The sequence below is a fragment of the Psychroflexus torquis ATCC 700755 genome (assembly GCF_000153485.2).
In the GTDB taxonomy this organism is placed as follows: Bacteria; Bacteroidota; Bacteroidia; order Flavobacteriales; family Flavobacteriaceae; genus Psychroflexus; species Psychroflexus torquis.
On sequence record NC_018721.1, the window covers coordinates 3342883 to 3365310 of the forward strand.

Below are 22428 nucleotides of genomic sequence, written 5' to 3' on the forward strand. Positions count from 1 at the left end.
AAATGAAAACGTACCCAAAGCTTTTAATCATAGCAGGAAGTGACTCTGGTGGTGGAGCAGGCATACAAGCTGATATTAAGTCGGCTGGAGCTTGCGGAGCTTATTCTGCAACCATAATTACTGCTATTACAGCCCAGAACACCCTTGGTGTAAACGCTATTGAAGGTGTTTCTCCTCAGATGATAGCCAACCAATTGACAGCGGTGATGGATGATATTGGAGCAGACGCCTTAAAAATAGGGATGCTTCATTCTAAAGAGGTTATCGAAGAAGTTGCAAAACATCTTCAACATTATAAAGCAAAACATATCGTTTTAGATCCTGTTATGGTAGCTACTTCTGGTGATCCTTTGCTTCAGGAAGATGCCATACAGGCCTTGATGCATCAAATAATACCCCAGGCAGAAGTAATCACACCTAATGTGCCCGAAATGGAGCTTCTCCTAGGTGAAACTATTAAAAATACTACGGAGTTTTCGGACTATGCAAGAGCTTTGGCCGAAAAGTTTAAGGTCTCTGTTTTACTTAAAGCTGGACACCTAAAAGGTGATAAATCTGTCGATATTTTATTCAATGTAAAAACAAAACAGATAACAAAATTGAGTTCACCAAGAATCACAACCAAAAATACACATGGTACAGGATGTAGTTTATCTTCTGCATTAGCAAGTTATTTGGCTCAAGGTTTTAGTTTAGAAGACGCTTCTCAAAAAGCAAAAACATTTATTTACCAAGCGATCAAAGCGGGTGGTGATTATAAATTAGGCAAAGGCTCAGGTCCAATTCATCATTTTTATAAGTTGGGAGACTAATTTTTTAATTTTGAGTTTACTTTTTATTTTTATCAATATATGTGGTAACGCGTTGTTCTAAAATAGGAAGGGTGACGACTCCTTGCTCAAGAATAACTTCATGAAACTCACGGATATCAAAGCCACTACCTAGTATTTTTTCAGCTTTCGCTCTTAATTCACGAATTTTGATCTCACCAATCTTGTAAGAAACGGCTTGTCCTGGCCATGAAATATAGCGATCTACTTCGGTATTTATATTGTGTAACGAAAGGGCTGTCTCTTTGGTGAAATAGTCTACAGCTTCCTCTCGAGTCCATCCCATGGCATGAATGCCCGTCTATAACTAAACGACAAGCACGCCATTGCTCGTAAGTCAGTTTCCCAAATCGCTCATAGGCGGTGGTATAAATCCCCATTTCTTCAGCAAGGAACTCAGAGTACAATCCCCAGCCTTCTCCATAGGCGGATAAGTACATGTTTTTTCTAAAATCAGGGATGCTATCGCCAAGCTCTGCATTAAGAGCGTTTTGTAAATGATGTCCAGGGACTGCTTCGTGAGCAGTTAAGGACGGTAAGACATATAAAGGTCGGTTGGTTAAGTTGTAGGTGTTGACCCAATAATACCCCGGCTGAGTGTCATTAGAAGCGCCAATATAGCGGCCTGTTGTATATTTAGGAGCAATGGCATCGGGGACTTTAGCGACACCATAGGGTTTTCTAGGTAAAGTCTTGAAATAGGCCGGGAGCTTGGCATCGATACGTTTGGCTATATCACGGGCTTCTTTTAAAAGGTCTTCTCCAGTTTTAGCATAAAACTGCTCATCGGTTCTAAGGAATTGGATGAACTCTTCAAAGCTCCCCTCAAAACCAAGGTTAGTTATGATGGCTTTCATTTCTGTATGGATTCTCGCCACTTCATCCAAACCAATTTGATGAATGTCTTCAGCAGTTAGATCCAAGGTTGTATAGTAATTTAACCGATTTTGATAGTAGGCTTCGCCTTGTGGTCCTTCTGAGACCCCTAAAGTGGTTTTAGTAGTGGGCAAATAGTCCACTTCAAAAAAGCTCTTAACACGTCTAAATTGTGGAATGACATTGGCCTTTATGGCTGTTCTTGCTGCTTGAATCACAGAGTCTTTTTGAGATTCTGATAGAGTAGAAGGGAGGTTCTGAAAGGGTTCGTAAAAGTAACTGTCTTCAGGTTGGTCAACGATTTGAGAATCGTAAGTCGATTCATAGCCTTCAAAAATCACTCGGGGTTGGGTGATGCCTTTTTTTAAGCCTTGTCTCAGAAGTTTAAAATGTTGGTCGACATATGTAGGAATAGCGTTGAGTTTGTTGAGATAAACTTTCACTTGCTCATAAGTGTTGAGGTCTCTCACTTCATAAGATAGACTAAGATGGAAACCAGAATCGGACAGTAGTGGATTTAAGTAGGCTTCAAACTCATAGAAGTCCACTGTTTCCTTAAGCTTAAACTTTAGCATTTCTAATGAAATCTGTTCAGTTTCTGAAAGTTGACTGTTATCTATTTCAGCTAAATCGGTAAGGAGTTGACTCGCAAAATCAGCTTCTTGTTGGTAATAAGTTTTTGTGTATAGACCCAAGGGATAGGTTTTTAGATCATACCCTTTATGGTCTTGATAGGTCTGAACGATGGAATCTAATTGCCGACTAGGGGTCTGACTCTTACCTAAATTTACTACTAAAAGGCAGACTATAGAACATATAATGTATTTCATGGATGTTTATTTTAAAGTTTAAAGATAGATTATATGCAGGAAATAGGGTCGTCTAACAACTTCCAACTAAGGAGATATCTTATAATATTGATTTTGAGATTAAGGGGTTAAAAAATATATAAGACCTATTCATATTAGACTAAAGGTATTTTTTCAAACAAAAATTCATTGAAACCACTCGAACTGACATTTCTAATATGCTATTATCATCAAGTTTTTAAAGTTATAAAAAAGCTGATATTAAGTTGTTTTGTCTTCTCGAGTATTCCGACGTTTTCGTAGGGATACTCGAGATGTGTCTTGTTATCTGAAGCGTTTTCGACTAGTTTCAATGATTTTTTCAAGCAAAAATTCATTGAAACTAGTCGAACCGACATTTCTAGTATGCTATTATCATCAAGTTTTAAATCTATAAAAAAACTGATATTAAGTTGTTTTGTCTCATCGAGTATTCCGACGTTTTCGTCGGGATGTATCGAGATGTGTCTTGTTATCTGAAGCGTTCTCGATACAATTTCAATGATTTTTTCAAACAAAAATTCGTTAAAACCACTCGAACTGACATTTCTAGTATGCTATTATCATCAAGTTTTAAATCTATGTTTTCGAAATAAACCGTTTTTTTTCGCCTGCTTTTTATCAAAAATAATCAATAAATCTGTGCTGAGCTACGTCGTAGTATAATTCAATTTATTTATATGACATTATAGGTTTAATTTGGCATTAAAGAAATATGTAAATTAAGAATTATGAAAATTGATATATGTTCACTTCTCTGGATCTAAAAATATAACTCCTCTATCTTAGGTGATTAAATTCTTTCTCACTGAATTTTTCCATTTGATTTAAAGCGGTGTTCTAAGATTAATGTGTCCAATGTTTATCTAAAATTATATAGATATGAGACCTTCAGCGTAAAGGGATGCCTTCAATTGTGTAGCCACAAAATACTTACAGTATTATTTGAATTGGTCTTTATTAAAATCAAGAACTCAACCCGTAAAATATCAACACTCACAGGCAATGCCTTTGCTTCAAATAGCGCATGCTAAGTGTGAACAACAACTATTGAATACGCTGATTAGGACTCAGCTTAATCTGATAATCAAAATAGTGAATTTCGTTAAAAATAAATCAGAAGGAAATTGAAAGTAATTAAATACTGACTTCTACACTTTTTATTTCCTCTTAGTTGAGCAAAGTATCGCGTAGATATGAAGTGTTTATAGTGTGGGTGGACGTCCGCAAAACACTTCAATGCCCAAACATCCAAAGTCTTTAGTGCCAAAGCAGCAGTGAGCGTATTTCTTTTTTAATCTTTTCTGTTTCTATAAACTCAACATATAAATACTAGCTGGTTTAAACTAGAGCCTTCTTCTTCAATAGCCATCTATCTTGAGGTAGATAGTCTTTACCTTTAGGTGAAATCACAATTTTATCAAGTATGTTGACCTCTTTAAATAATAATTCTAAAAATAGGTCTGGATGAAATGCAGAATATGTTCTATGCCCTTCCTTTACGTTTCCTTTTATAATTAGTTCTCCTTGGTCGAATTTTTTCCTTTCTTCCTCTATCAGCTTTGGCCTGAAATTTTCTCCCTGAGTTGTTATAAGCATTACCCCGCCTGGTTTTAAGACTCTTTTTAATTCATTAAACCAGTTAAAGTGCATTTCTTTTGAAAGGTGGGTAAAAATTGAGATTCCATAAATGGCATCAAATGTGTTATCTTCATAAGGAAGTTTTGCTTCCAAATTATTGTGATTAAAGTTCACCTTCTGAATATTCTTTTTGCACCATTGTATAGATTCTTTATTATAATCTGTTCCATAAAAACTAGATTGGTCATTAGAAATATAAGGCATATGCCTAATTATTCTTCCAGGACCACACCCCCAATCTAAAATTTTTCCTCCAGACAAGTTTATGTGTTTTCCTAATAGTTTAAAAATCCATTCAGCAGTTGTTTTACCCCCAAAATAATATTTTGAGTAATCAATTTGAAAAGATTCATACATTAAGTAATCAGGCGGCAGTAAAATTTCCGGATTATCTTTTTTAAATTTTTTATTCAGTTTTTTATTTTTATTTCTCTCTAATACGTACCTCAATTTATCAAGAGGATAGAGAAGTCTATACTGTCGAAGAGTATTTGATATTTGTCCTTTGTTCATTCCTTTTTGCTATTCGATGATTAACTTTATACTGCCTGTTCCTGAAAGAGTCATAACTTTTGCAATATAGACACCACTAGATAAATCGGAGACATCAATATTCATATTTAGGCTGTTTGGATAAAGAGCTTTAATCTGATGACCAAGAATATCAAACAGATATAGGGTTTCGATGATTTTATTTTCTGAGCGTATGGTCAATTGGTCTTTCGCTGGGTTTGGATAACTGCTCAATTCTCCCTTAATATTGGATAATTGATCAAAGCCATCGCTGAGTGTATTGGATACTTGCTCAATATCATCAAATAAGAATGTCGCATTAGCAGAGGCATCGTTTGGTCCATTATAGCCTAGCATCAATGTCAGAACATTATAAATTGGGTTATCCCCGTTTGAAAGGTCCCAAGTATAGGTTGCCCATTCGCCCGATACGGTAGTGAAGACGTCTTGTTCTTTTCCGAAATCCTCTACATTACTTTCTAACTTAAATTTCAACAAAGTGCCTACAGGGGCATCGGTATATACTTTCATAGAGATAGTTCCAAAAGTAGACATGTTTTCAATAAAGTCTGTTAAGGCCAACTTACTCCGCATAAATCCATCACCGCCACTTCGAATAAATTGCCCAACGTTAAGACTAGGGTTGTTTGCGTTTATCTGTGGATTCGGAATGACAGATGCTATTGCACCAAAAAAATTGGTAAAGTCTGAAGTGACGACACTGTTCTCAAAATCAATGGGTAGACTGGTTGGCTCAGGCTCTAGTATAGAAGGACCTATTTCTTGTTGTACATCGTCAAACAAAAATGTAGAGGTGGCTGAACCATTTCCAACATTGCCAAAGTCGAACATAAATTGTATTCTATCGTATTCGTTAGACTGACCGTGAAAATTCCAGCTAGCAATCTCCCATTCTCCAGAAACTGTAGTTAGATAATCTAAATTGGTAGTGCCAGAAGGCCCTTGAAGCTCTAATTTTATTCTTGTGCCTACTGGAGCTGTTGTATTCACCTTCATAGAAATTTGCCATAATGTAGAAAGGTCTAGATTATTAGCAAAAAACACTTTACTTCCAGCCCAAAAATCGCCTCCATCTCGAACAACTTGACCTACTTTACTAGAAGTGTTGATGCCATTCATTTCAGGGTTCGTAATCACGCTTAATGTTGCTCCTGAATAGCTCAGAAAATCGGTATCAACGATTCCTGTTTCAAAATCTATCGGTAAAGAAGCTGGAACTGGCGCTAATGGTCCCTCGACTTGTTCGATATCGTCAAAGTAAAAGGTTGAGTTTGATGTACCGTCACCTATATTTCCAAAATCGAACATAAAAACAAGTTCATTGAGGTTGTTAGCGGTGCCAACAAAGATCCATTCTAGAGTTTCCCATGCACTAGAAACAGTTGTGGTAGCATTTACATCTGCCGATGGTCCTGATCCTTCTAACTTAAACTTAACCGTAGTTCCTACAGGCGCATCAGTGTATACTTTCATCGAAATTTTCGTTAGTACAGAAAAATCAAGATTGTCGACTAATAAAATTTTACTTCCCGCAAAAGCGGCACCTCCATCCCTTACTATTCGAGCTACAGAGTTGCTGGTATTGATTCCTGAAGCCATTGGATTGATAGTTACAGTAGCGGTTCCTCCATCAAAATCGACAAAGTTTTCAGTAGTTATATCTTCTTCAAAATTAATTGGCAAGCTTTGAGAAAATCCCAGATAGAGACAGGAAAGGCATAAAAGGAGTGCGATTTTTTTCATTTTTTTTTAAATTTAAGACTAAGTCAGTTTTAAGGTTTACAGTATTTCCTCAAAACGTAATAGAGATTGTATTATTTATAATTTGGCAGTAAAAATAAACAAGTATTTTCATTTTTCACAAAATACTTTTATAGAGGCCGCTATTTAAGCACATATTAATTTGGAATGATATATTTTTGTGTATAAATCATTCTAGAAATAAGGTTGTGAAAGATGGTTTTCTTAGTTCTAGACCTGCTCAATCGGTAATAGAATTCATCAAAATATCCATTAATATGAAAAGAACTTTCATATAAAAATGTAGTTTTGATTTACGATTTGGTATGACGTATCATAGTATGTAAGATTTTGAAGTTTTTCCAGAATCACTAGGTATTGGTTTAATGTTGTATTTAGTGGCTATGGGTCTATGTCGTCGCCATAAATTTGTATTTATATTTTTAGTTTTTGAGATGTGTTTATCAAATAGTGGACGTAGTTCTTTAGTAGAAAAGTCATTTATTTGATTCCCTTACATTTTTTACTTATCCATCATCTGTCAACTCATGGGCTACCCCAGATTTTTTTATCTTGGTATCACAGCTTCTCCTAACCTTGCTATTTTCTTTTTCCCCTACTACAGACTCATCTATCTCAACTCTATTCACCATTAGGAAGTTTACAGTAGACTTCACAGAGTTACGAACCTAGTGCATGAACATTCGGGCAGTTACGGTGCAATGTCTACTCGTTTTGCCAAGTAGCTTGCTGATAAACTTCGAGTGGTAGTTGCCATTCTAAAACTGATGGTAAAAGCCTTATCCAGTCTGAATTTCACTCTATAGAAAAGGGTGTTTGCTGAAGGTGACTCCGTATGGATGTATTTATTGGAGATGATAGTATAATTAGGAAGGATTAGACACGAGGTATGACTGCATTTAAACCATTTTCCCACTTGATTTCTGATAGATATTCCTTAGAAGGTTCCACCGAATTGGACCGAACATAGGACTATTGGGCATTTTGTCTTTCAAAATTAATCATATAATTACTGTTTTAGTAGTTTATACTATACAGCAAGTATGAAGTTACAGGGTGGCCTCTATACTTCTAAATCTATTAAATTTTCGATAGGGTCTAAAGAGTATTAGATGGTTTGGTCTGTTGCGTCGTTTTATTGAATTCAAGTTTAGATATATAAATTTACATTAACGGTTGTTTTAAAATTATCGCCAATTCGTTATATCAAAAAAAACTTCACGTCTACTTGTGAATGTTCCGTTATAAAATCACGTTGCTATGTTTTTTATTCCGTTTCTAATGTGTCATAAAACAATGGGCTATATATAGAATAAGTAAGTTGCCTTAAGGGTTGAGTGCATCTAAATATTAGAAAACTTTGTTTAAACGATAGTGAATAAAGATTTTTCATAAAAAAACTCCCGCAAAACAAAAGTTTTGTAGGAGTTTAAAAAGTGCCCAGAGCGGGAGTCGAACCCGCACACCCCGAAGGACACATGGCCCTCAACCATGCCTGTCTACCAATTCCAGCACCTGGGCATAATAAATACGAATATAAGCACTCAAAGCTGTTTTTGATAATTTTTAAAAGAATTTATCAATACAATCATAAATGAAAATATGTATTTATAAATGAAGGAGGTGTACCCTCAAAAAGAAATTAAGTAAAATCTAATAGATAATATACTGTTCAAATTCACCTTTCGGCTTGCTCAGGATAAACTTCTCACCAAACAAAATCATAACCTAATCATTGTGATCTGACTGGGGCTTCCTTCGACTTCACCTCTCGGCTTGCTCAGGATAAACTTCTCACCAAACAAAATCATAACCTAATTATTGTGATCTGACTGGGGCTTCCTTCGACTTCACCTCTCGGCTTGCTCAGGATAAACTTCTCACCAAACAAAATCATAACCTAATTATTGTGATCTGACTGGGGCTCGAACCCAGGACCCTCTCCTTAAAAGGGAGATGCTCTACCAACTGAGCTATCAGATCTTGTAATAAACTAAGAACTTAAAATTAAAAATTCATCTGACTGGGGCTTCCTTCGACTTCACCTCTCGGCTTGCTCAGGATAAACTTCTCACCCAACAAAATCAAAACTTAATTATTGTGATCTGACTGGGGCTTCCTTCGACTTCACCTCTCGGCTTGCTCAGGATAAACTTCTCACCAAACAAAATCATAACCTAATTATTGTGATCTGACTGGGGCTCGAACCCAGGACCCTCTCCTTAAAAGGGAGATGCTCTACCAACTGAGCTATCAGATCTTTTAACGTCTTTTTGCGGGTGCAAATATAATATCTTCCTTCGGTATTTCAAGTAAAATTAAATTAAATTTGAAAGAATTTTAATTTATTCAAAAATACAAGATATGAAGTTAGTTTTATTAGGATATATGGGGGTTGGAAAGTCAACTTTAGGTAAGCTTATTGCCAAAACATTCAATATCCCTTTTATAGATCTCGATAATTACATCGAAAATAAAGAGCAATTATCGATATCACAGCTTTTTGAACTCAAAGGTGAGATTTATTTTAGAAAGGTCGAGGCGGAAGCCTTAATCGAAATTCTCTCTAAAAATGAAGATTATGTTTTGTCTCTGGGTGGGGGTACTCCAGTTTATGCGGATAATATGAAGAGTATTATGGAGGCTCTAGATGTCACGTCAGTTTATGTAAAGTTAAATCTTGAAGAATTAAGAGATAGGCTTTTTCAACAAAAAGAATCAAGACCCGTGATAGCTCATTTAAGTTCAAAAAGTGATTTTGATGATTTTCTAAGAAAGCATTTGTTCGAACGCCAGCAGTTTTACTTTATGGCCGACCACGTTTTAAATGTGACAGGAAAGACTGAATCTGTAAGTTTGGATGAATTGACGTCTCTTTTAAATCAGAATACTTAAATCAGTTCTGCTTTAGATGGAGAACTAAAGTCTACTTCAACCCTTTCATTGAGAGATGTGGATAGCGAAATCCCCTTAAAATCTGCTTTGATCGGGTATTTTTTATGGTTTCTATCTACCAATACAGCAGTTTTAAATTGTTTTAAAGGCACATCCAGAAAGTGTTTTGCAGCAAAAATGAGTGTTGAGCCCGTATTTAGAACATCATCGACGAGGATAACGCTTTTGTTCTTATATAGAGAGGGCTCTATAGATACTTGGACAGAATGTAATGGATTCTTTTTGTCTAAAGTGACAGTTGCTAAGACTACCTCGGTATCTGTTAATTGCTTTAGCTGTGCTGAAATTCGCTCTGCAAGTAAAGCGCCATTTTTATAAATGCCAGCGATAATAATTACCTTATCCTCCAAGCAAGTCTCTAAAATTTGAAGAGAAATTCGTTTGATTTTAATGGAGATATCCTCATCAGATAAAATTAAGGTTGGGCTTGTTTCCATGTTCGTTTTATTCAATATCGTCTTTAGTGTCTTCTTTTAAATCGTCTAGCTCTCTACGGTCTTTCTTGGTAGGTCTTCCTGCACCCTTTTTTCGATAATAGTCTTGAGAATATTTGAGTAATTCTAATTTTTCTAAACTTTCTTTTGGAGTAATATCAGTACAATAAATAGCAACAAGCTTAGCTCCAACTCTCGACTTTGGAATGTCTAGAATTTCTATTTTGTAATTGATTTGATTTTTTCTTATTTCTAGCTTGTCGGTAGGAAACACATTTCTTGAGGGCTTTACAGAATTCCCACCTATTTTGACATGGCCTTTTTTACAAGCACTTGTTGCAATATTTCTTGTTTTGAAATACCTTACAGACCATAAATATTTATCAACTCTCATTAAAATCAAATTTTTATCGTCTAACAAAAATAGAAGAAAATCGTATCTTGCAACAAAAATTACAGTTAAATGAAATTACAAAGATTGCTTTTTATTTTAATGCTTGGTTTTATCTTTTCATGTAGTAATGATGACGATACCGGGGAACCACTTGAGCTTAGAGATCCTGAAGAAGTGAGGGATGAAAATATGCTTCAAATAGAAGGTTTTTTGGAGACCCATTTTTATAGATTTGAAGATAATCCTCAAAATTCGAATTTTCAAAATATAATATTCGACACAATTGCTGGTGATAATGCAAACGAAGAGCCTGTTATAAATTCAGAATTTTTAAAATCCAAACTTGTTTTTCAACAAGACGTAGAGTTTAAATTATATTATTTAAAATTTCGAGAAGGAGCGGAGTCTGTTAGAACCCCAACCTTTGCAGATTCTGTTCTAGTTACCTACAGAGGATTCTCTTTATTTAACAATCAAACATTTGATGGGTCACCTAATCCACTTTGGTTTGATTTAACTAATAATATTAGAGGATTTTATGAGGTCATGGATGAGTTCAAGGGGTCAACAAGTTTTCAAGAAAACCCTGATGGTACTATCAGTTTTGATGACAACTTTGGTATTGGAACCGTATTTATTCCTTCTGGAATAGCTTATTACTCAGCGCCTCCTTCAGGTTCTGGTATTGCAGCTTATGAACCTATAGTTTTCAATATTCAATTGTATAGGTCTATAGAAGCTGATCATGATCAAGATGGTGTCCCGTCGTGGATGGAAGATATTAATGAGGATAGGCGTTTAACCAATGATGATACCGATGGGGATAATATCCCAGATTTTGCAGATGTAAACGACGATGGTGATGGAACACTTACCGAAGATGAAATTGAAATTGATGCTGAGGGAAATCTTATTCTTCCAGATTCCAATGGAAACGACACCCCAGATTATTTAGATCCTACTTTTCCAGAAGATGCTTAATCAAATAAATAGTAAATTAGATACAAAAAAAAATCCCTTTATTTTAAAAGGGATTTTTTTTGTTCAATAGTAAGGATCCAATTAGATAGTTTGATTGGTATCAAATTTCTCTAAGTAGTCTTTCATCCTTTGAATAAACTGTCCACCTAAAGCACCATTAACGACTCTATGGTCATAACTGTGAGATAAGAACATCTTATAGCGGATACCTATAAAATCACCTTCCGGGGTTTCAATAACAGCAGGAACTTTCCTAATAGCACCTATGGCCAATATTCCTACTTGTGGCTGGTTGATAATCGGTGTGCCCATTATACTTCCAAAAGTTCCTACATTGGTTACAGTGTAAGTTCCTCCTTGAGTTTCGTCTGGTTTCAGCTTTCCATTTCTGGCTCTTCCTGCAAGGTCATTTACTTTCTTGGCCATGCCTAAAAGATTAAGCTGATCGGCATCTCTTATAACAGGGACTATTAAATTTCCATCTGGTAGAGTTGCAGCCATTCCTAAATTGATATGTTTTTTCATGATGATTTTATCACCATCAACTGCGATATTAATCTTGGGAAAGTCTTTTATGGTTCTAGCAACGGCCTCCATAAAAATAGGAGTAAAGGTGAGTTTTTCACCTTCTCTTTCTTGAAAAGCTCCTTTATGTTTTCCTCTCCAATTCCAAATGTCTGTGACGTCTACCTCAATAAAGGATTGCACATGTGCAGAAGTTTGAATGCTAGCAATCATATGGCTAGAAATCAATTTACCCATTCTACTCATCTCCATTATTTCGTCACCTGCATTTATATTCACAGGAGTACTAGGTTTAGCGACAGTTTCTACTGCTTTTTTAGGTTCTGGAGACTTCTCATTAACAAATTTTTGAGCAGAAGCTCCACCTTCTTTTTTAGTCTTTATATAAGTTAGAATATCGTCTTTGGTCACTCGCTCATCTAGGCCAGTCCCCTTAATTTTATCTAACTCCTCTACCGAAATATTTTCTTTGTCAGCAATATTTTTAACTAGCGGAGAATAAAATTTGGAAGAGTCTGAATAATTTGATGCGGAAGCCGTTGTGTTCTTAGCACTTTTTACACTATCTTGAATAGCAGAGGCAGATTCTATTTCATTTTCTGAGACTTCTTCAGGTTCGGAGGTAGAACTAGCTTCCCCTTCATTCTCATCAGAATCTTCACTCTCTACTTCTATAATAGCTACGACTTCGCCAACTTTGACTACATCATCAACATCAAACAATTTTTCAACTAAAACACCATCATATTCACTTGGAACTTCAGAATCTACTTTGTCTGTAGCAATTTCGAGAACAGCTTCATCAGCTTCTATGGTATCTCCAACTTCTTTTAACCAAGCGGTAATTGTTGCTTCAGCAACACTTTCTCCCATTTTGGGTAATTTCAATTCTTTTTTTGCCATATATATAACCTAAAAGGTAATTTTATATTTAAGATTGCAAATTTACTAAATTTAAGCCACTTATATTTTTAATACATTAACTTATTCGTTCAGTTTTAAAATCACACCCTTAAAATGTTTACTCTCACTTCCAATAATGAAATTTTGCTTTCTTGGTCTATATCGAAATATATTATTTTTATGCTTAGTTTTAATCAGTGCCTCTATAGACTCTTTATAAGAAATAAACTCAGCATCAAAAACAATAAGAGTATTAGTACACTCTTCAGGTATTTTAACAGCAAAGTTTGCTTCAGAAGCTGTTTTTGATTTGATTTGTTTTGTAAGACAAGAGTCTTCAGTTATGATAAGTGTATTTCTTTTAGACGAATCTATGGATTTTAGGCTTTTCAGTCTTACTTTCTCAATAATTTTGGCAAGCTTCAAAATTTGTTTTACTAGCTTATAAGATGTTTTATAATTCCTAAAATGCTTTTTATAAAAAATATACATGGCATTATAAAACCTCTTTAAGTAAACTTGATCTTTTGTAGTGCTTTCTCCTTTAAAATGAACAGCTTGAATTTCGCCAAAGTAATAATTCTTAAAACCTGCTTTTAGTATTCTATAACTTAAGTCGATATCTTCTCCGTACATAAAATAATCTTCGTCAAAACCATTAACTTGTCTGTACAAGGAGGTCTTCATAAACATAAAAGCACCAACTAAAATATCGGTTTCTCCTCTCTTATTTTGATTTAATTTAAGGTTATAATACTGACTGCAATCACCTAATAATTTCATTAGAGCTACTTTTGGCGTGGGAACATTTCGTTTGCTCTCTTTTAAAAACTCTCCCGCTCCATCTATCAATTGGACTCCAATAGCCCCTGGATTTTGGAGTTCTTTGTGAAAGCCTATTAGCTTTGTAAAACAATCTTCTGGTAATACAGTGTCAGGATTCAAAATGCATAAATACTCACCTTTTGCCTGTTCTACCCCTATATTATTTCCTTTGGAAAATCCTAGATTTTCAGTATTTGAAATTAAAATAACATCTGGAAAAAATGCTTTGACGAACTTACAGCTTTCATCTTCAGATTTATTATCGACAACAATAATTTCAGCATCTAGATGCTCTATAGCTTTAGTAACACTGTCTAAGCATAACATCAAATAATGTGGTACTTTATAATTGAGTATAACGATTGAAAGTTTCAATTGGCTTAGTTTTTTAATGAATTTTCAAAAGGGACGCGTTGAAGAATGCTTCTTCCTAGCGTAATTTCATCTGCGTACTCCAACTCATCTCCAATTGAAATACCTCTAGCTATTGTAGAGGTTTTAAGCGAGTGTTTTGAGGCTTGTATTTGTTTATAAATATAAAAGTTAGTGGTATCTCCCTCCATGGTACTACTCAGAGCAAAAATTACTTCTATAACTTTTCCAGTTTTAATCTTATCAACCAGACTTTCAATGTTCAATTGATTAGGTCCAACACCATCCATTGGACTTATTTTTCCACCCAATACATGATAAATCCCTTTATATTGTTCTGTATTTTCGATAGCCATGACATCCCTTATATCTTCAACTATACAAATTATAGAATGGTCTCTGCTTTGGTTTGCGCAAATTCCACATAACTCCTTATCTGAGATATTATGACAACTTTTACATTGTTTCACTTTTGTCTTTAAATCCACCAAGGCTTTTGCAAGATCTGTGGTTTGAGACTGTGGTTGTTTTAAAAGGTGTAAAGCCAAACGTAGTGCAGTTCGCTTTCCAATACCCGGAAGTAAAGCAATTTCTTCAATTGCTGTCTCAAGAAACTTAGATGAAAAATCCATGAGGGCTAAAATACAATTTTGAGTTTTCTTTTTATAAAAATCTCATCAAAACATTTGTACTTTCGCTTTCCAAAATTAAAGTATGCAGGCTTACCAAATTCTACTCCTCGTTTTAGCTTATTTTATCGTCTTAATCTTGATCTCTTTTCTGACCAATAAAAGTGGGAATAACAGTGAATTCTTTCAGGCCAATAAACAATCTCCCTGGTATTTGGTCGCCTTTGGTATGATTGGAGCCTCCCTGAGTGGGGTAACGTTTATCTCCATCCCGGGAACTGTAGAGTTTAATAGCTTTAGTTATTTCCAAGTGGTATTAGGATATACTATTGGTTATGCGGTTATAAGCTTGGTTCTTATGCCTCTCTATTATAGAATGAATCTGACTTCAATTTACACTTATTTAGAGTCTAGATTTGGAAATTATGCCTACAAAACAGGCGCCTCTTATTTTATACTTTCTAGAATTGTGGGATCGAGTTTTAGGCTCTTTTTAGTAGCTAATGTATTGCAACTGATTGTTTTTGATGCTCTCGGTATTCCTTATTACGTGACGGTGAGTATCACTATTTTATTGATATGGCTTTATACGTTTAGAAGTGGAATCAAAACTATTGTCTGGACAGATACCTTGCAAACCCTATTTATGCTTATAGCGCTAGGGTTTTCTATATATTATATTTCTGATGCTCTGGAAATTAAAAGTCTTTGGGGCTATTTAGAGACTCATAATAATTTTCAAATCTTCTTTTTTGAGGATTATAAAAGTTCAGATTTCTTTTTTAAGCAATTTATTTCAGGAATGTTCATCGCTATTGTGATGACTGGACTTGACCAAGATATGATGCAAAAAAACTTGACGTGCAGGACACTCAAGGATGCTCAAAAAAATATCTTTTGGTTTACTTTAGTTTTGACTGTTGTCAACTTTTTATTTCTTCTTTTAGGTCTGCTATTAACAGATTTCGCAGATGTTGCCGGAATTAATGAAATCAAAGATGATTTATTTCCAGCTATTGCCACCTCTGGTGTCTTGGGAATTAGCGTAGCTATTACCTTTATTCTCGGGCTTATCGCAGCGGCTTATTCAAGTGCAGATAGTGCGTTAACCTCATTAACGACCTCTATTAGTATAGATATTTTAGATATTCAAAAGCGATATTCTGAAGCTTCACAAATCAAAGTTCGTCAATACATTCATATTATCATTTCTTTAGTTCTTATAGCGGTTATGATGATTTTTAAATATGCTGTAGCAGACAAAAGCGTAATTAACAAGTTATTCGAATTTGCGGGGTATACCTATGGCCCTCTTTTGGGATTATATGCTTTTGGTCTTTTCACAAGATGGAACGTAAAGGATAAATGGGTTCCTGTTATTGCTATACTATCTCCAGTTTTATCTTATGTTATCAGTCAGCTCAGTTTTACTTATCTTAAGTTTGAATTTGGCTTTTTCATACTGATTTTGAATGGGCTTTTAACTTTTCTAGGTTTACTATTGATTCGTCGCCAAAAGAACCAAGGTGCAAACTTCTAAAGCATCAATATCAGAAGCTTTCAATTTCTTTTCAACTCTAGATTCTCTGTGTCGGGATTAAAGATGACACGCTCTGGTTTAAGCTGGTGTAAATAGTCTTCGTACTCTTTTTGTAAACTCGTGTTGATGTCTAAAGTTACTGTATGAATATCGGTTCCCTTTTGTGGTTTATACCAATTTAGACCTATAATGTCGCAATAAGTCGTTTTACCGATACGAATTCGGCATAGGTTTTTTTCGCCTGTATTTTTAATTTCAATTAATCAAAAAACCTGTGCTGAGCTACGTCGTAGTATAATTTAATTTATTCATACGGCATTATAAATGTAATTTGGTATTAGTTACAATCTCCACGACACTACCCCGACCTTTTCGCTTTCCAACAGCTGTCAATTATGTTCCTTCTCCAACAAGGCGAGTATCGCTCTATTAGCATATCGACTACTTTTTTTTGAAGCTTCAATCACTAGAGTTTTGTAAGTTACTTTAATCAAAATTTTGTTTAAAATTATCAGCTTTTGATTACTATTTTGTTAAAGTCTGTTAATAACTGTAACAAACCTTATCTTTTTGCGTTATATAATTAAGTATTATTATTTGGATTAGTCTCTGATAAAGCTTGTTTGATAAAAGGTGATTTAAAAAATCATCTTTTATTACTTTAAAACAACTTGGTCCCCTTTTTTTATAGTGAGTTGGTTGACTTGGCCAGCATTTAATTCCAAAACAAACATTGAAGGAATTTCCGATGAAATATAGTCTTCTGAAAGTGGTTTAGTATCCAAATTAAAATCAACAATTTCTAATTCTGAATTGAGATAAATCAAATCTAAAGGGATAAACGTATTTTTCATATAGAACGTTTGTCGCTTTCTTTGATCCTCATATATAAAAAGCATTCCTCGATTAGTCTTCATTTGCTTTCTATGCATTAAGCCAGTTTCCTTCTGGTAATCGCTTTTAGCTAATTCAATTTCAAAAGTGAAAGGGAGAGTATCCATATCCTTTACGAATTTGAGCAATGTATCTTTTCTGAAAGAAAATGCTTGAGTAAGATCAGTTTCCTTATTTTTATCTGTCTGGCAGGAGAACAAGGCACCTATGATATTCAAGGCCACTAAAATTTTAAGCTTTTGCATTAGACCTTGAAGAAAAATAAATAATCCCTAAGCCAATTAAAATCATAGGTAAACTCAGGAGTTGTCCAGTGTTGAATATCCAATCGGCACGATCTGCAACCTGAGGCTCTTTGACGTATTCTACAATAAAACGGATGGTCCATAAACTTGCAAAAAAGACTCCAAAAAGAATTCCTTTTTTTTGTTTCAAGTTAGTTTTCCAAAAGAGGAAAGATAAGACGGCAAATAAAATAAAATAACAAATGGACTCATACAGCTGAGCTGGATGTCTTGGAAAACTTTCACCAAGCTGCACAAACACAACACCAAAATCGGAAGTAGTGGCTTTACCTACTATTTCTGAATTCAAAAAATTACCAACTCTTACAAAACCTGCTCCCAAGGATACGGGGACTACAATCCGGTCCAAAATCCAGAAAATAGGTTTTTGCATTACCTTTTTGCTGTAGAAATACATACCAATAGCAATTCCTATAGCAGCTCCGTGGCTTGCTAAACCTCTAAAGCCAGTTAATTCAATCTCGGGAACAAAGCTCACGGGTAGAAAAACAGATAAAGGGTCTTCTAGAAACAATTCGGGTTGATAAAAAATAACATGACCCAATCTAGCCCCAATTAAGGTGGAAAGTATGGTGTAAATGAGAAGCTTATCTAGCTTTTCTAAAGAAACCCCTTCTTTGAAGAATATCTTTTTCATGATATAAAACCCAGTCCCGAACGCAATGAGGAACATAAGGCTGTAATATCGAATCATAAAAAAACCTATATCTAGACCTAAAGACGGGTCCCACTGGATAGCATGGAGCATAATTCTGTTATTTAAAAAATGCTAATATAATTATAATTGAAACCTGAGAGGTTAATCTTGCTGTTTTTTGGGCTTTGGAACTGGATCATACCCAGAATCTCCCCAAGGATGGCATTTTGAAACGCGTATGATACTCAAGTATAAGCCTTTCAAGACACCATGTGTTCTAAAAGCTTGGAAAGCATAATGAGAACAAGTTGGTTGAAATCTACAACTAGGTCCTAAGAGTGGAGAAAGTATCCATTGGTAAGCTTTTATGAGTGCCAAAAATGGAAAAATTAATACTTTTCGCCACATCATCTTTAGGATTTGATCGTAAAGCTAGTCCCTTCCTTCTGGTCTTTTAACTCCACATCCATTTTTAATAATTTATCCCTTATTTTATCACTTGTTTCGAAGTCTTTATTAAGCCTAGCATGATTTCTCATCTGAATCATAAATTCAATAAGTTCTTTGAAATCATCTGTATTTGCCTCACTTTTCGAGGTGTCTTCCAAATCTTCGAGTCCCATCACTTCAAAGATGAAGTCATTCATGGTTTTCGACAATAGATCAAGACTCTCTCGACTCAATCTTTTATCGCCAGACTTTGCGAGATTAATTTGTTTGACTGCCTCAAATAAATGGGCAATAAGAATGGGACTATTAAAGTCATCATTCATCGCTTCATAGCACTTGTCCTTCCAGGTATTCACATTGAAATCTGAAGTTTTTGAAGCTTTTAAGACCTTTAGAGTGGATAGACTCTCCATCAGTTTTTGAAAGCCTTTTTCTGATGCAGATAATGCTTCATCAGAAAAATCAAGAATACTTCTATAATTGGCCTGAAGCATAAAAAACCTAATCACTGGTGCTGTATACGATTTGGAAAGTGTTTCATTGTCGCCAGTAAATAATTCTCGGGGTAAAATATTATTCCCCGTACTCTTAGACATCTTTTTACCGTTGAGGGTCAGCATATTAGCATGCATCCAGTAGTTTACGGGATCTTTACCCGTCGCTGCCTGACCCTGTGCAATCTCACATTCGTGATGTGGGAATTTGAGGTCCATGCCTCCACCATGAATATCAAATTCATCGCCTAGGTATTTAGAACTCATCACGGTACATTCTAGATGCCATCCAGGAAAACCAATACCCCATGGAGAGGGCCAACGCATGATGTGTTGAGGTTCTGCTTTTTTCCATAAGGCAAAGTCTTGAGGATTTTTCTTGTCAGATTGTCCCGCAAGTTCTCTGGTATTAGAAATAAGATCTTCAATTTTTCGGCCGCTTAATTTTCCGTAGTGATGTTTTTCGTTATATTTCAGGACATCAAAATACACATTACCATTAACTTGGTAAGCAAGTCCTTTGTCGATAATTGTTTTGATAGTTTCAATCTGTTCAATAATATGACCAGTAGCTGTAGGTTCAATACTAGGAGGTAGGTTGTTGAATTTTTCAAGAATTTGATGAAAATCAATACTGTATTTTTGAACCACTTCCATTGGTTCTAACTCCATCACTTTAGCTTTTTTAGCAATGCGGTCCTCTCCCTCTTCACCATCGTTTTCTAGGTGTCCCGCATCGGTGATATTACGGACGTAACGTATTTTATAACCTAGATGCTTTAAGTAACGAAACACCAAATCAAAAGAAATAAAGGTTCTACAATTCCCTAAGTGAACATTGCTGTATACCGTTGGTCCGCAAACGTACATGCCCACATAGCCTTTTGTGATAGGTTGGAAGTCCTCTTTTTCTCCTGTAATGGAATTATAAATCTTCAGGGATTGGTGCTCGTATAAAGCCATGTATTAAAATTTAGTATCTAATTTGATATAGCTGAGAAGTTCTTTCCTCACATCTTCATCTTTAAATTTCCCTCCATATTCACTAGTCACCGTACTGCTTTCAATGTCATTGATGCCTCGACTATTCACGCAAAGGTGCTTAGCATCTATAACGCAGGCTACATCTTCTGTCTCAAGAGCTTTTTGCAACTCTTTCACCACTTGCATGGTCAATCGTTCCTGAACTTGTGGGCGTTTAGCGTAATAATTCACAATTCTATTCATTTTTGAAAGACCAATGACCCTTCCGCTGGAAATATAAGCGACATGAGCCCTACCAATGATAGGGAGCAAATGGTGCTCACAAGTAGAATATACGGTAATGTTTTTCTCAACCAACATTTGACCATACTTATAGTTATTTTCAAACGTAGACACTTTAGGTTTTTTATGGGGACGCAAACCGCCAAAGGTTTCGTTTACATACATTTTAGCGACTCGGTTTGGAGTCCCCTGTAAACTGTCATCGGTCATATCCATACCTAAGGTTTCCATGATTTCATGAACATGGCCTTTTATTTTTTCAATCTTTTCATCATCACTCATGTCAAAAGCATCCTCTCTTATAGGATTTTCGTATGAGGTGGCTATGTGATTATCTCCTAGTTCTTCAGTTAGATCTTCTTTATTTTGATCGCTCATCTGTCTTGTATAATTAGAATTTGCAAAGATAGGTTTTTTGCCAAATTTCTTATCCCATAGGACTTATTTATCGGGGTTTTCGGCTATAAATTAACTAAGCTTTTGTAGTTTTTCTGAATTTGATTTAGATTAAAAATGAATTAAAGACTTCACTTTGTCTTTTGGAAGCAGTTGTCGACCTTTTAGAAAGTCGAGTTCAATGATGAAATTGACTTGTTTGATTTCTCCTCCAAGAGTTTCAATAAGTCGACAAGCTGCTGCTGCTGTTCCTCCTGTAGCTAATAAATCGTCGTGGAGTAAAATCTGCTCTCCTTTTTGAATAGCATCCTGATGAATCTCGATCGTGTCGCTGCCATATTCTAAGTCATAGGACTGAGAAATGGTTTTCGCCGGTAGTTTCCCAGGTTTACGAATAGGGACAAATCCTACGTCTAGCGCTTTGGCAATAAGCATCCCCAAGAGGAAACCTCGAGATTCTATGCCTACGACTTTATCGATAGGTTGACCTTCAAGGCCTTTTATGATTTCTGAAACGGCAAAAGAGCACGCAGTGGGGTCGAGGAGTAGGGGTGTGATGTCTTTATAAGAGATGCCTTCCTTAGGGAAATCTTCTATAGTTCTAATATAATTTTTAAGTTCCATGATATTTACTTTATAATGTTTGGTAAAAGTATAAAAATAAATATATTTGCAAACTCAAAACAGGCCACGTGGCGCAACTGAATAGCGCATCTGATTACGGCTCAGAAGGCTGCAGGTTTGAATCCTGCCGTGGTCACTTATTTACTACCTAAACCCCTCATAATGAGGGGTTTTTTATTTTATGTGGCGCCCGATTTAAAAACTTAATCTTTTCGTTAACCTCTCTCTTACCTTTTGCAAACGTTCAACATAAGGAATAATGGTTGGTGAATTTTTACATTCGATAATCAGAAAGTGGGATTCTATCATATTTTTTAAATCTAGAATTTTTTCTCCTGAATTTAATATCATCGTATTTTTAGAAAGATTCTTTCCTTCAAAATAATGCATGAGGTCCATTATCTCCTTTTGACTTATGTAAGAGGGTTCACTTTCCTCTTCTAAAGAAGTAACAAACAAATCCCATTCCTTAGCTTCTAGTTCAGGGTCGTATAAGTCAGAATTGAACTCTTTCCAATCCTTCTGGATCAAATAATCTGCTAAATCATTCCCATCGTTTCTCTCTTCTTCTGTGGATACATGTTCTAGGTAATCATATACTTTAAAGGTTGTATCTGTTAATCGTTCTTCAAAATCCTTTGCTCTATTCGACCAAAGATCAAAAGCCTTGCTTTCTTTGGATAAGTCTGGAAACAAAATAACATCTCTTCCTTCTAAGATCTTACACTTTTCAAATTTCAGACTTGAAAGATTATACACAGCTAACCAAATCAAGTCTGAAGGAGTTTTAGGTAAACCAAAATACAAAGCTCCGTATATAGCTGTTTTTGGAGCTTCAACTAAAGCTATAGGATTATTTTTAAAATCTTTGAGTAGATGTTCACCAAAAAGGCTACTTATAAATCTTTTTTAAGAGCTTCAAAATCCTTTAAAGAGAGAAGTGATGATAAATATGCTAAACCAGTTAAAACCACCTTAAATAAGGATAATCGAAGTGATTATTTTAAAAGATAGAAAGAGAAAAACCTGATTCAACTCTGAATGATTATTACAGGTCTAAAAAGAATTGAATCTATTTATTTTAAAATTAGTTGAGGATCCTTTTTGTATTTAGCCTGTAAACCCTACTAAAGATATCATAATGTCAGTTTAGGAAAGAATTATATTTTGGAACGGAATTTGTTAATTTATTTTAAAAGTCATTAATATTATAACTAACTTCTTGTCGATTAAATATCTTAAATAGTCATTACCTTTGATGGAATATTTACTGAACTAAGTAAGAAATTAGAACTGTAAGAGCAACAAATATTC

19 protein-coding genes, 4 tRNA genes and 2 pseudogenes are annotated in these 22428 nt (G+C 35.1%); 6 read left to right on the forward strand and 19 right to left on the reverse strand.

Features of this window, described 5'->3' with window-relative positions:
• The first annotated feature begins 2 nt into the window (after window positions 1–2).
• A complete protein-coding gene (thiD, locus tag P700755_RS14450) occupies window positions 3–812 on the forward strand; it encodes a bifunctional hydroxymethylpyrimidine kinase/phosphomethylpyrimidine kinase (RefSeq protein WP_015025385.1) in 810 nt (269 codons plus the stop codon).
• A 16-nt stretch (window positions 813–828) separates the two neighbouring features.
• Here thiD and P700755_RS14455 read toward each other — a convergent pair.
• The 7 genes and pseudogenes from P700755_RS14455 to P700755_RS14485 all read right to left on the reverse strand — a co-directional run bounded on the left by P700755_RS14455 (window position 829) and on the right by P700755_RS14485 (window position 8750).
• A pseudogene (locus P700755_RS14455) lies at window positions 829–2536 on the reverse strand (DUF885 domain-containing protein).
• A gap of 1359 nt (window positions 2537–3895) precedes the next feature.
• Window positions 3896–4708 (reverse strand): class I SAM-dependent methyltransferase, encoded by an 813-nt coding sequence (locus P700755_RS14465; protein ID WP_015025389.1) that lies wholly within the window; start codon window positions 4706–4708, stop codon window positions 3896–3898.
• 9 nt (window positions 4709–4717) lie between these two features.
• A complete protein-coding gene (locus P700755_RS14470; protein WP_015025390.1) occupies window positions 4718–6472 on the reverse strand; it encodes a T9SS type A sorting domain-containing protein in 1755 nt (584 codons plus the stop codon).
• Between the two features lie 155 nt (window positions 6473–6627).
• Window positions 6628–7441: pseudogene (locus P700755_RS19485) on the reverse strand (IS1595 family transposase).
• 486 nt (window positions 7442–7927) lie between these two features.
• Window positions 7928–8011, reverse strand: a tRNA-Leu gene (locus P700755_RS14475).
• Window positions 8012–8400: 389 nt separating this feature from the next.
• Window positions 8401–8473, reverse strand: a tRNA-Lys gene (locus P700755_RS14480).
• 204 nt (window positions 8474–8677) lie between these two features.
• Window positions 8678–8750: transfer RNA gene (locus tag P700755_RS14485), tRNA-Lys, on the reverse strand.
• A gap of 104 nt (window positions 8751–8854) precedes the next feature.
• Between P700755_RS14485 and P700755_RS14490 the strand changes: the two genes are divergently transcribed.
• Window positions 8855–9385 (forward strand): shikimate kinase, encoded by a 531-nt coding sequence (locus P700755_RS14490; protein ID WP_015025391.1) that lies wholly within the window; start codon window positions 8855–8857, stop codon window positions 9383–9385.
• On the opposite strand, the gene P700755_RS14495 is transcribed toward P700755_RS14490, so the two are convergent.
• Both P700755_RS14495 and P700755_RS14500 read right to left on the reverse strand, forming a co-directional pair.
• Complete coding sequence (locus P700755_RS14495; protein WP_015025392.1) at window positions 9382–9882, reverse strand: phosphoribosyltransferase family protein; 501 nt, start codon at window positions 9880–9882, stop codon at window positions 9382–9384. The two genes, P700755_RS14490 and P700755_RS14495, sit on opposite strands and share 4 nt — an antisense overlap.
• Window positions 9883–9889: 7 nt before the next feature.
• Window positions 9890–10273: an RNA-binding S4 domain-containing protein gene (locus P700755_RS14500; RefSeq protein WP_015025393.1), complete on the reverse strand. Its 384-nt coding sequence runs from the start codon at window positions 10271–10273 to the stop codon at window positions 9890–9892.
• A 69-nt stretch (window positions 10274–10342) separates the two neighbouring features.
• Here P700755_RS14500 and P700755_RS14505 point away from each other — a divergent pair, with 69 nt between their 5' ends.
• Entirely contained in the window at window positions 10343–11254 is a 912-nt protein-coding gene (locus P700755_RS14505; protein WP_015025394.1) for an FKBP-type peptidyl-prolyl cis-trans isomerase, read from the forward strand.
• An 81-nt stretch (window positions 11255–11335) separates the two neighbouring features.
• Here the strand turns inward: P700755_RS14505 and P700755_RS14510 are convergent, their stop codons facing one another.
• From P700755_RS14510 to recR, 3 genes are all read right to left on the reverse strand, one after another.
• Window positions 11336–12682: a dihydrolipoamide acetyltransferase family protein gene (locus P700755_RS14510; RefSeq protein ID WP_015025395.1), complete on the reverse strand. Its 1347-nt coding sequence runs from the start codon at window positions 12680–12682 to the stop codon at window positions 11336–11338.
• Between the two features lie 81 nt (window positions 12683–12763).
• Window positions 12764–13882 carry a glycosyltransferase family 2 protein gene (locus P700755_RS14515; protein WP_015025396.1) on the reverse strand — a complete coding sequence of 373 codons (1119 nt, stop codon included), beginning with the start codon at window positions 13880–13882 and terminating at the stop codon, window positions 12764–12766.
• A gap of 5 nt (window positions 13883–13887) precedes the next feature.
• Window positions 13888–14511: a recombination mediator RecR gene (recR, locus tag P700755_RS14520; RefSeq protein WP_015025397.1), complete on the reverse strand. Its 624-nt coding sequence runs from the start codon at window positions 14509–14511 to the stop codon at window positions 13888–13890.
• Between the two features lie 82 nt (window positions 14512–14593).
• Between recR and P700755_RS14525 the strand changes: the two genes are divergently transcribed.
• Window positions 14594–16048 carry a sodium:solute symporter gene (locus P700755_RS14525; RefSeq protein WP_015025398.1) on the forward strand — a complete coding sequence of 485 codons (1455 nt, stop codon included), beginning with the start codon at window positions 14594–14596 and terminating at the stop codon, window positions 16046–16048.
• A 656-nt stretch (window positions 16049–16704) separates the two neighbouring features.
• On the opposite strand, the gene P700755_RS14530 is transcribed toward P700755_RS14525, so the two are convergent.
• The 6 genes from P700755_RS14530 to P700755_RS14555 form a co-directional block, all read right to left on the reverse strand.
• Window positions 16705–17187 carry a DUF192 domain-containing protein gene (locus P700755_RS14530; protein WP_015025399.1) on the reverse strand — a complete coding sequence of 161 codons (483 nt, stop codon included), beginning with the start codon at window positions 17185–17187 and terminating at the stop codon, window positions 16705–16707.
• A complete protein-coding gene (lgt, locus tag P700755_RS14535) occupies window positions 17174–17995 on the reverse strand; it encodes a prolipoprotein diacylglyceryl transferase (protein ID WP_015025400.1) in 822 nt (273 codons plus the stop codon). The genes P700755_RS14530 and lgt overlap by 14 nt, the downstream gene beginning before the upstream one ends.
• Before the next feature lie 51 nt (window positions 17996–18046).
• A complete protein-coding gene (gene yidD / locus P700755_RS14540; protein WP_041758882.1) occupies window positions 18047–18292 on the reverse strand; it encodes a membrane protein insertion efficiency factor YidD in 246 nt (81 codons plus the stop codon).
• 5 nt (window positions 18293–18297) lie between these two features.
• A complete protein-coding gene (cysS, locus tag P700755_RS14545; RefSeq protein WP_015025402.1) occupies window positions 18298–19791 on the reverse strand; it encodes a cysteine--tRNA ligase in 1494 nt (497 codons plus the stop codon).
• 3 nt (window positions 19792–19794) lie between these two features.
• Window positions 19795–20472 (reverse strand): GTP cyclohydrolase I FolE, encoded by a 678-nt coding sequence (gene folE, locus P700755_RS14550; RefSeq protein ID WP_015025403.1) that lies wholly within the window; start codon window positions 20470–20472, stop codon window positions 19795–19797.
• 129 nt (window positions 20473–20601) lie between these two features.
• A complete protein-coding gene (locus P700755_RS14555) occupies window positions 20602–21114 on the reverse strand; it encodes an adenine phosphoribosyltransferase (protein ID WP_015025404.1) in 513 nt (170 codons plus the stop codon).
• A 62-nt stretch (window positions 21115–21176) separates the two neighbouring features.
• Here P700755_RS14555 and P700755_RS14560 point away from each other — a divergent pair.
• Window positions 21177–21250 (forward strand) — tRNA-Arg (locus P700755_RS14560).
• A gap of 59 nt (window positions 21251–21309) precedes the next feature.
• Here the strand turns inward: P700755_RS14560 and P700755_RS18845 are convergent.
• Window positions 21310–22014 (reverse strand): DUF6965 family protein, encoded by a 705-nt coding sequence (locus P700755_RS18845; protein WP_342626360.1) that lies wholly within the window; start codon window positions 22012–22014, stop codon window positions 21310–21312.
• Between P700755_RS18845 and P700755_RS20095 the strand changes: the two genes are divergently transcribed.
• Complete coding sequence (locus P700755_RS20095; protein WP_157609311.1) at window positions 21991–22128, forward strand: hypothetical protein; 138 nt, start codon at window positions 21991–21993, stop codon at window positions 22126–22128. The genes P700755_RS18845 and P700755_RS20095 overlap by 24 nt on opposite strands.
• Window positions 22129–22428 lie beyond the last annotated feature (300 nt).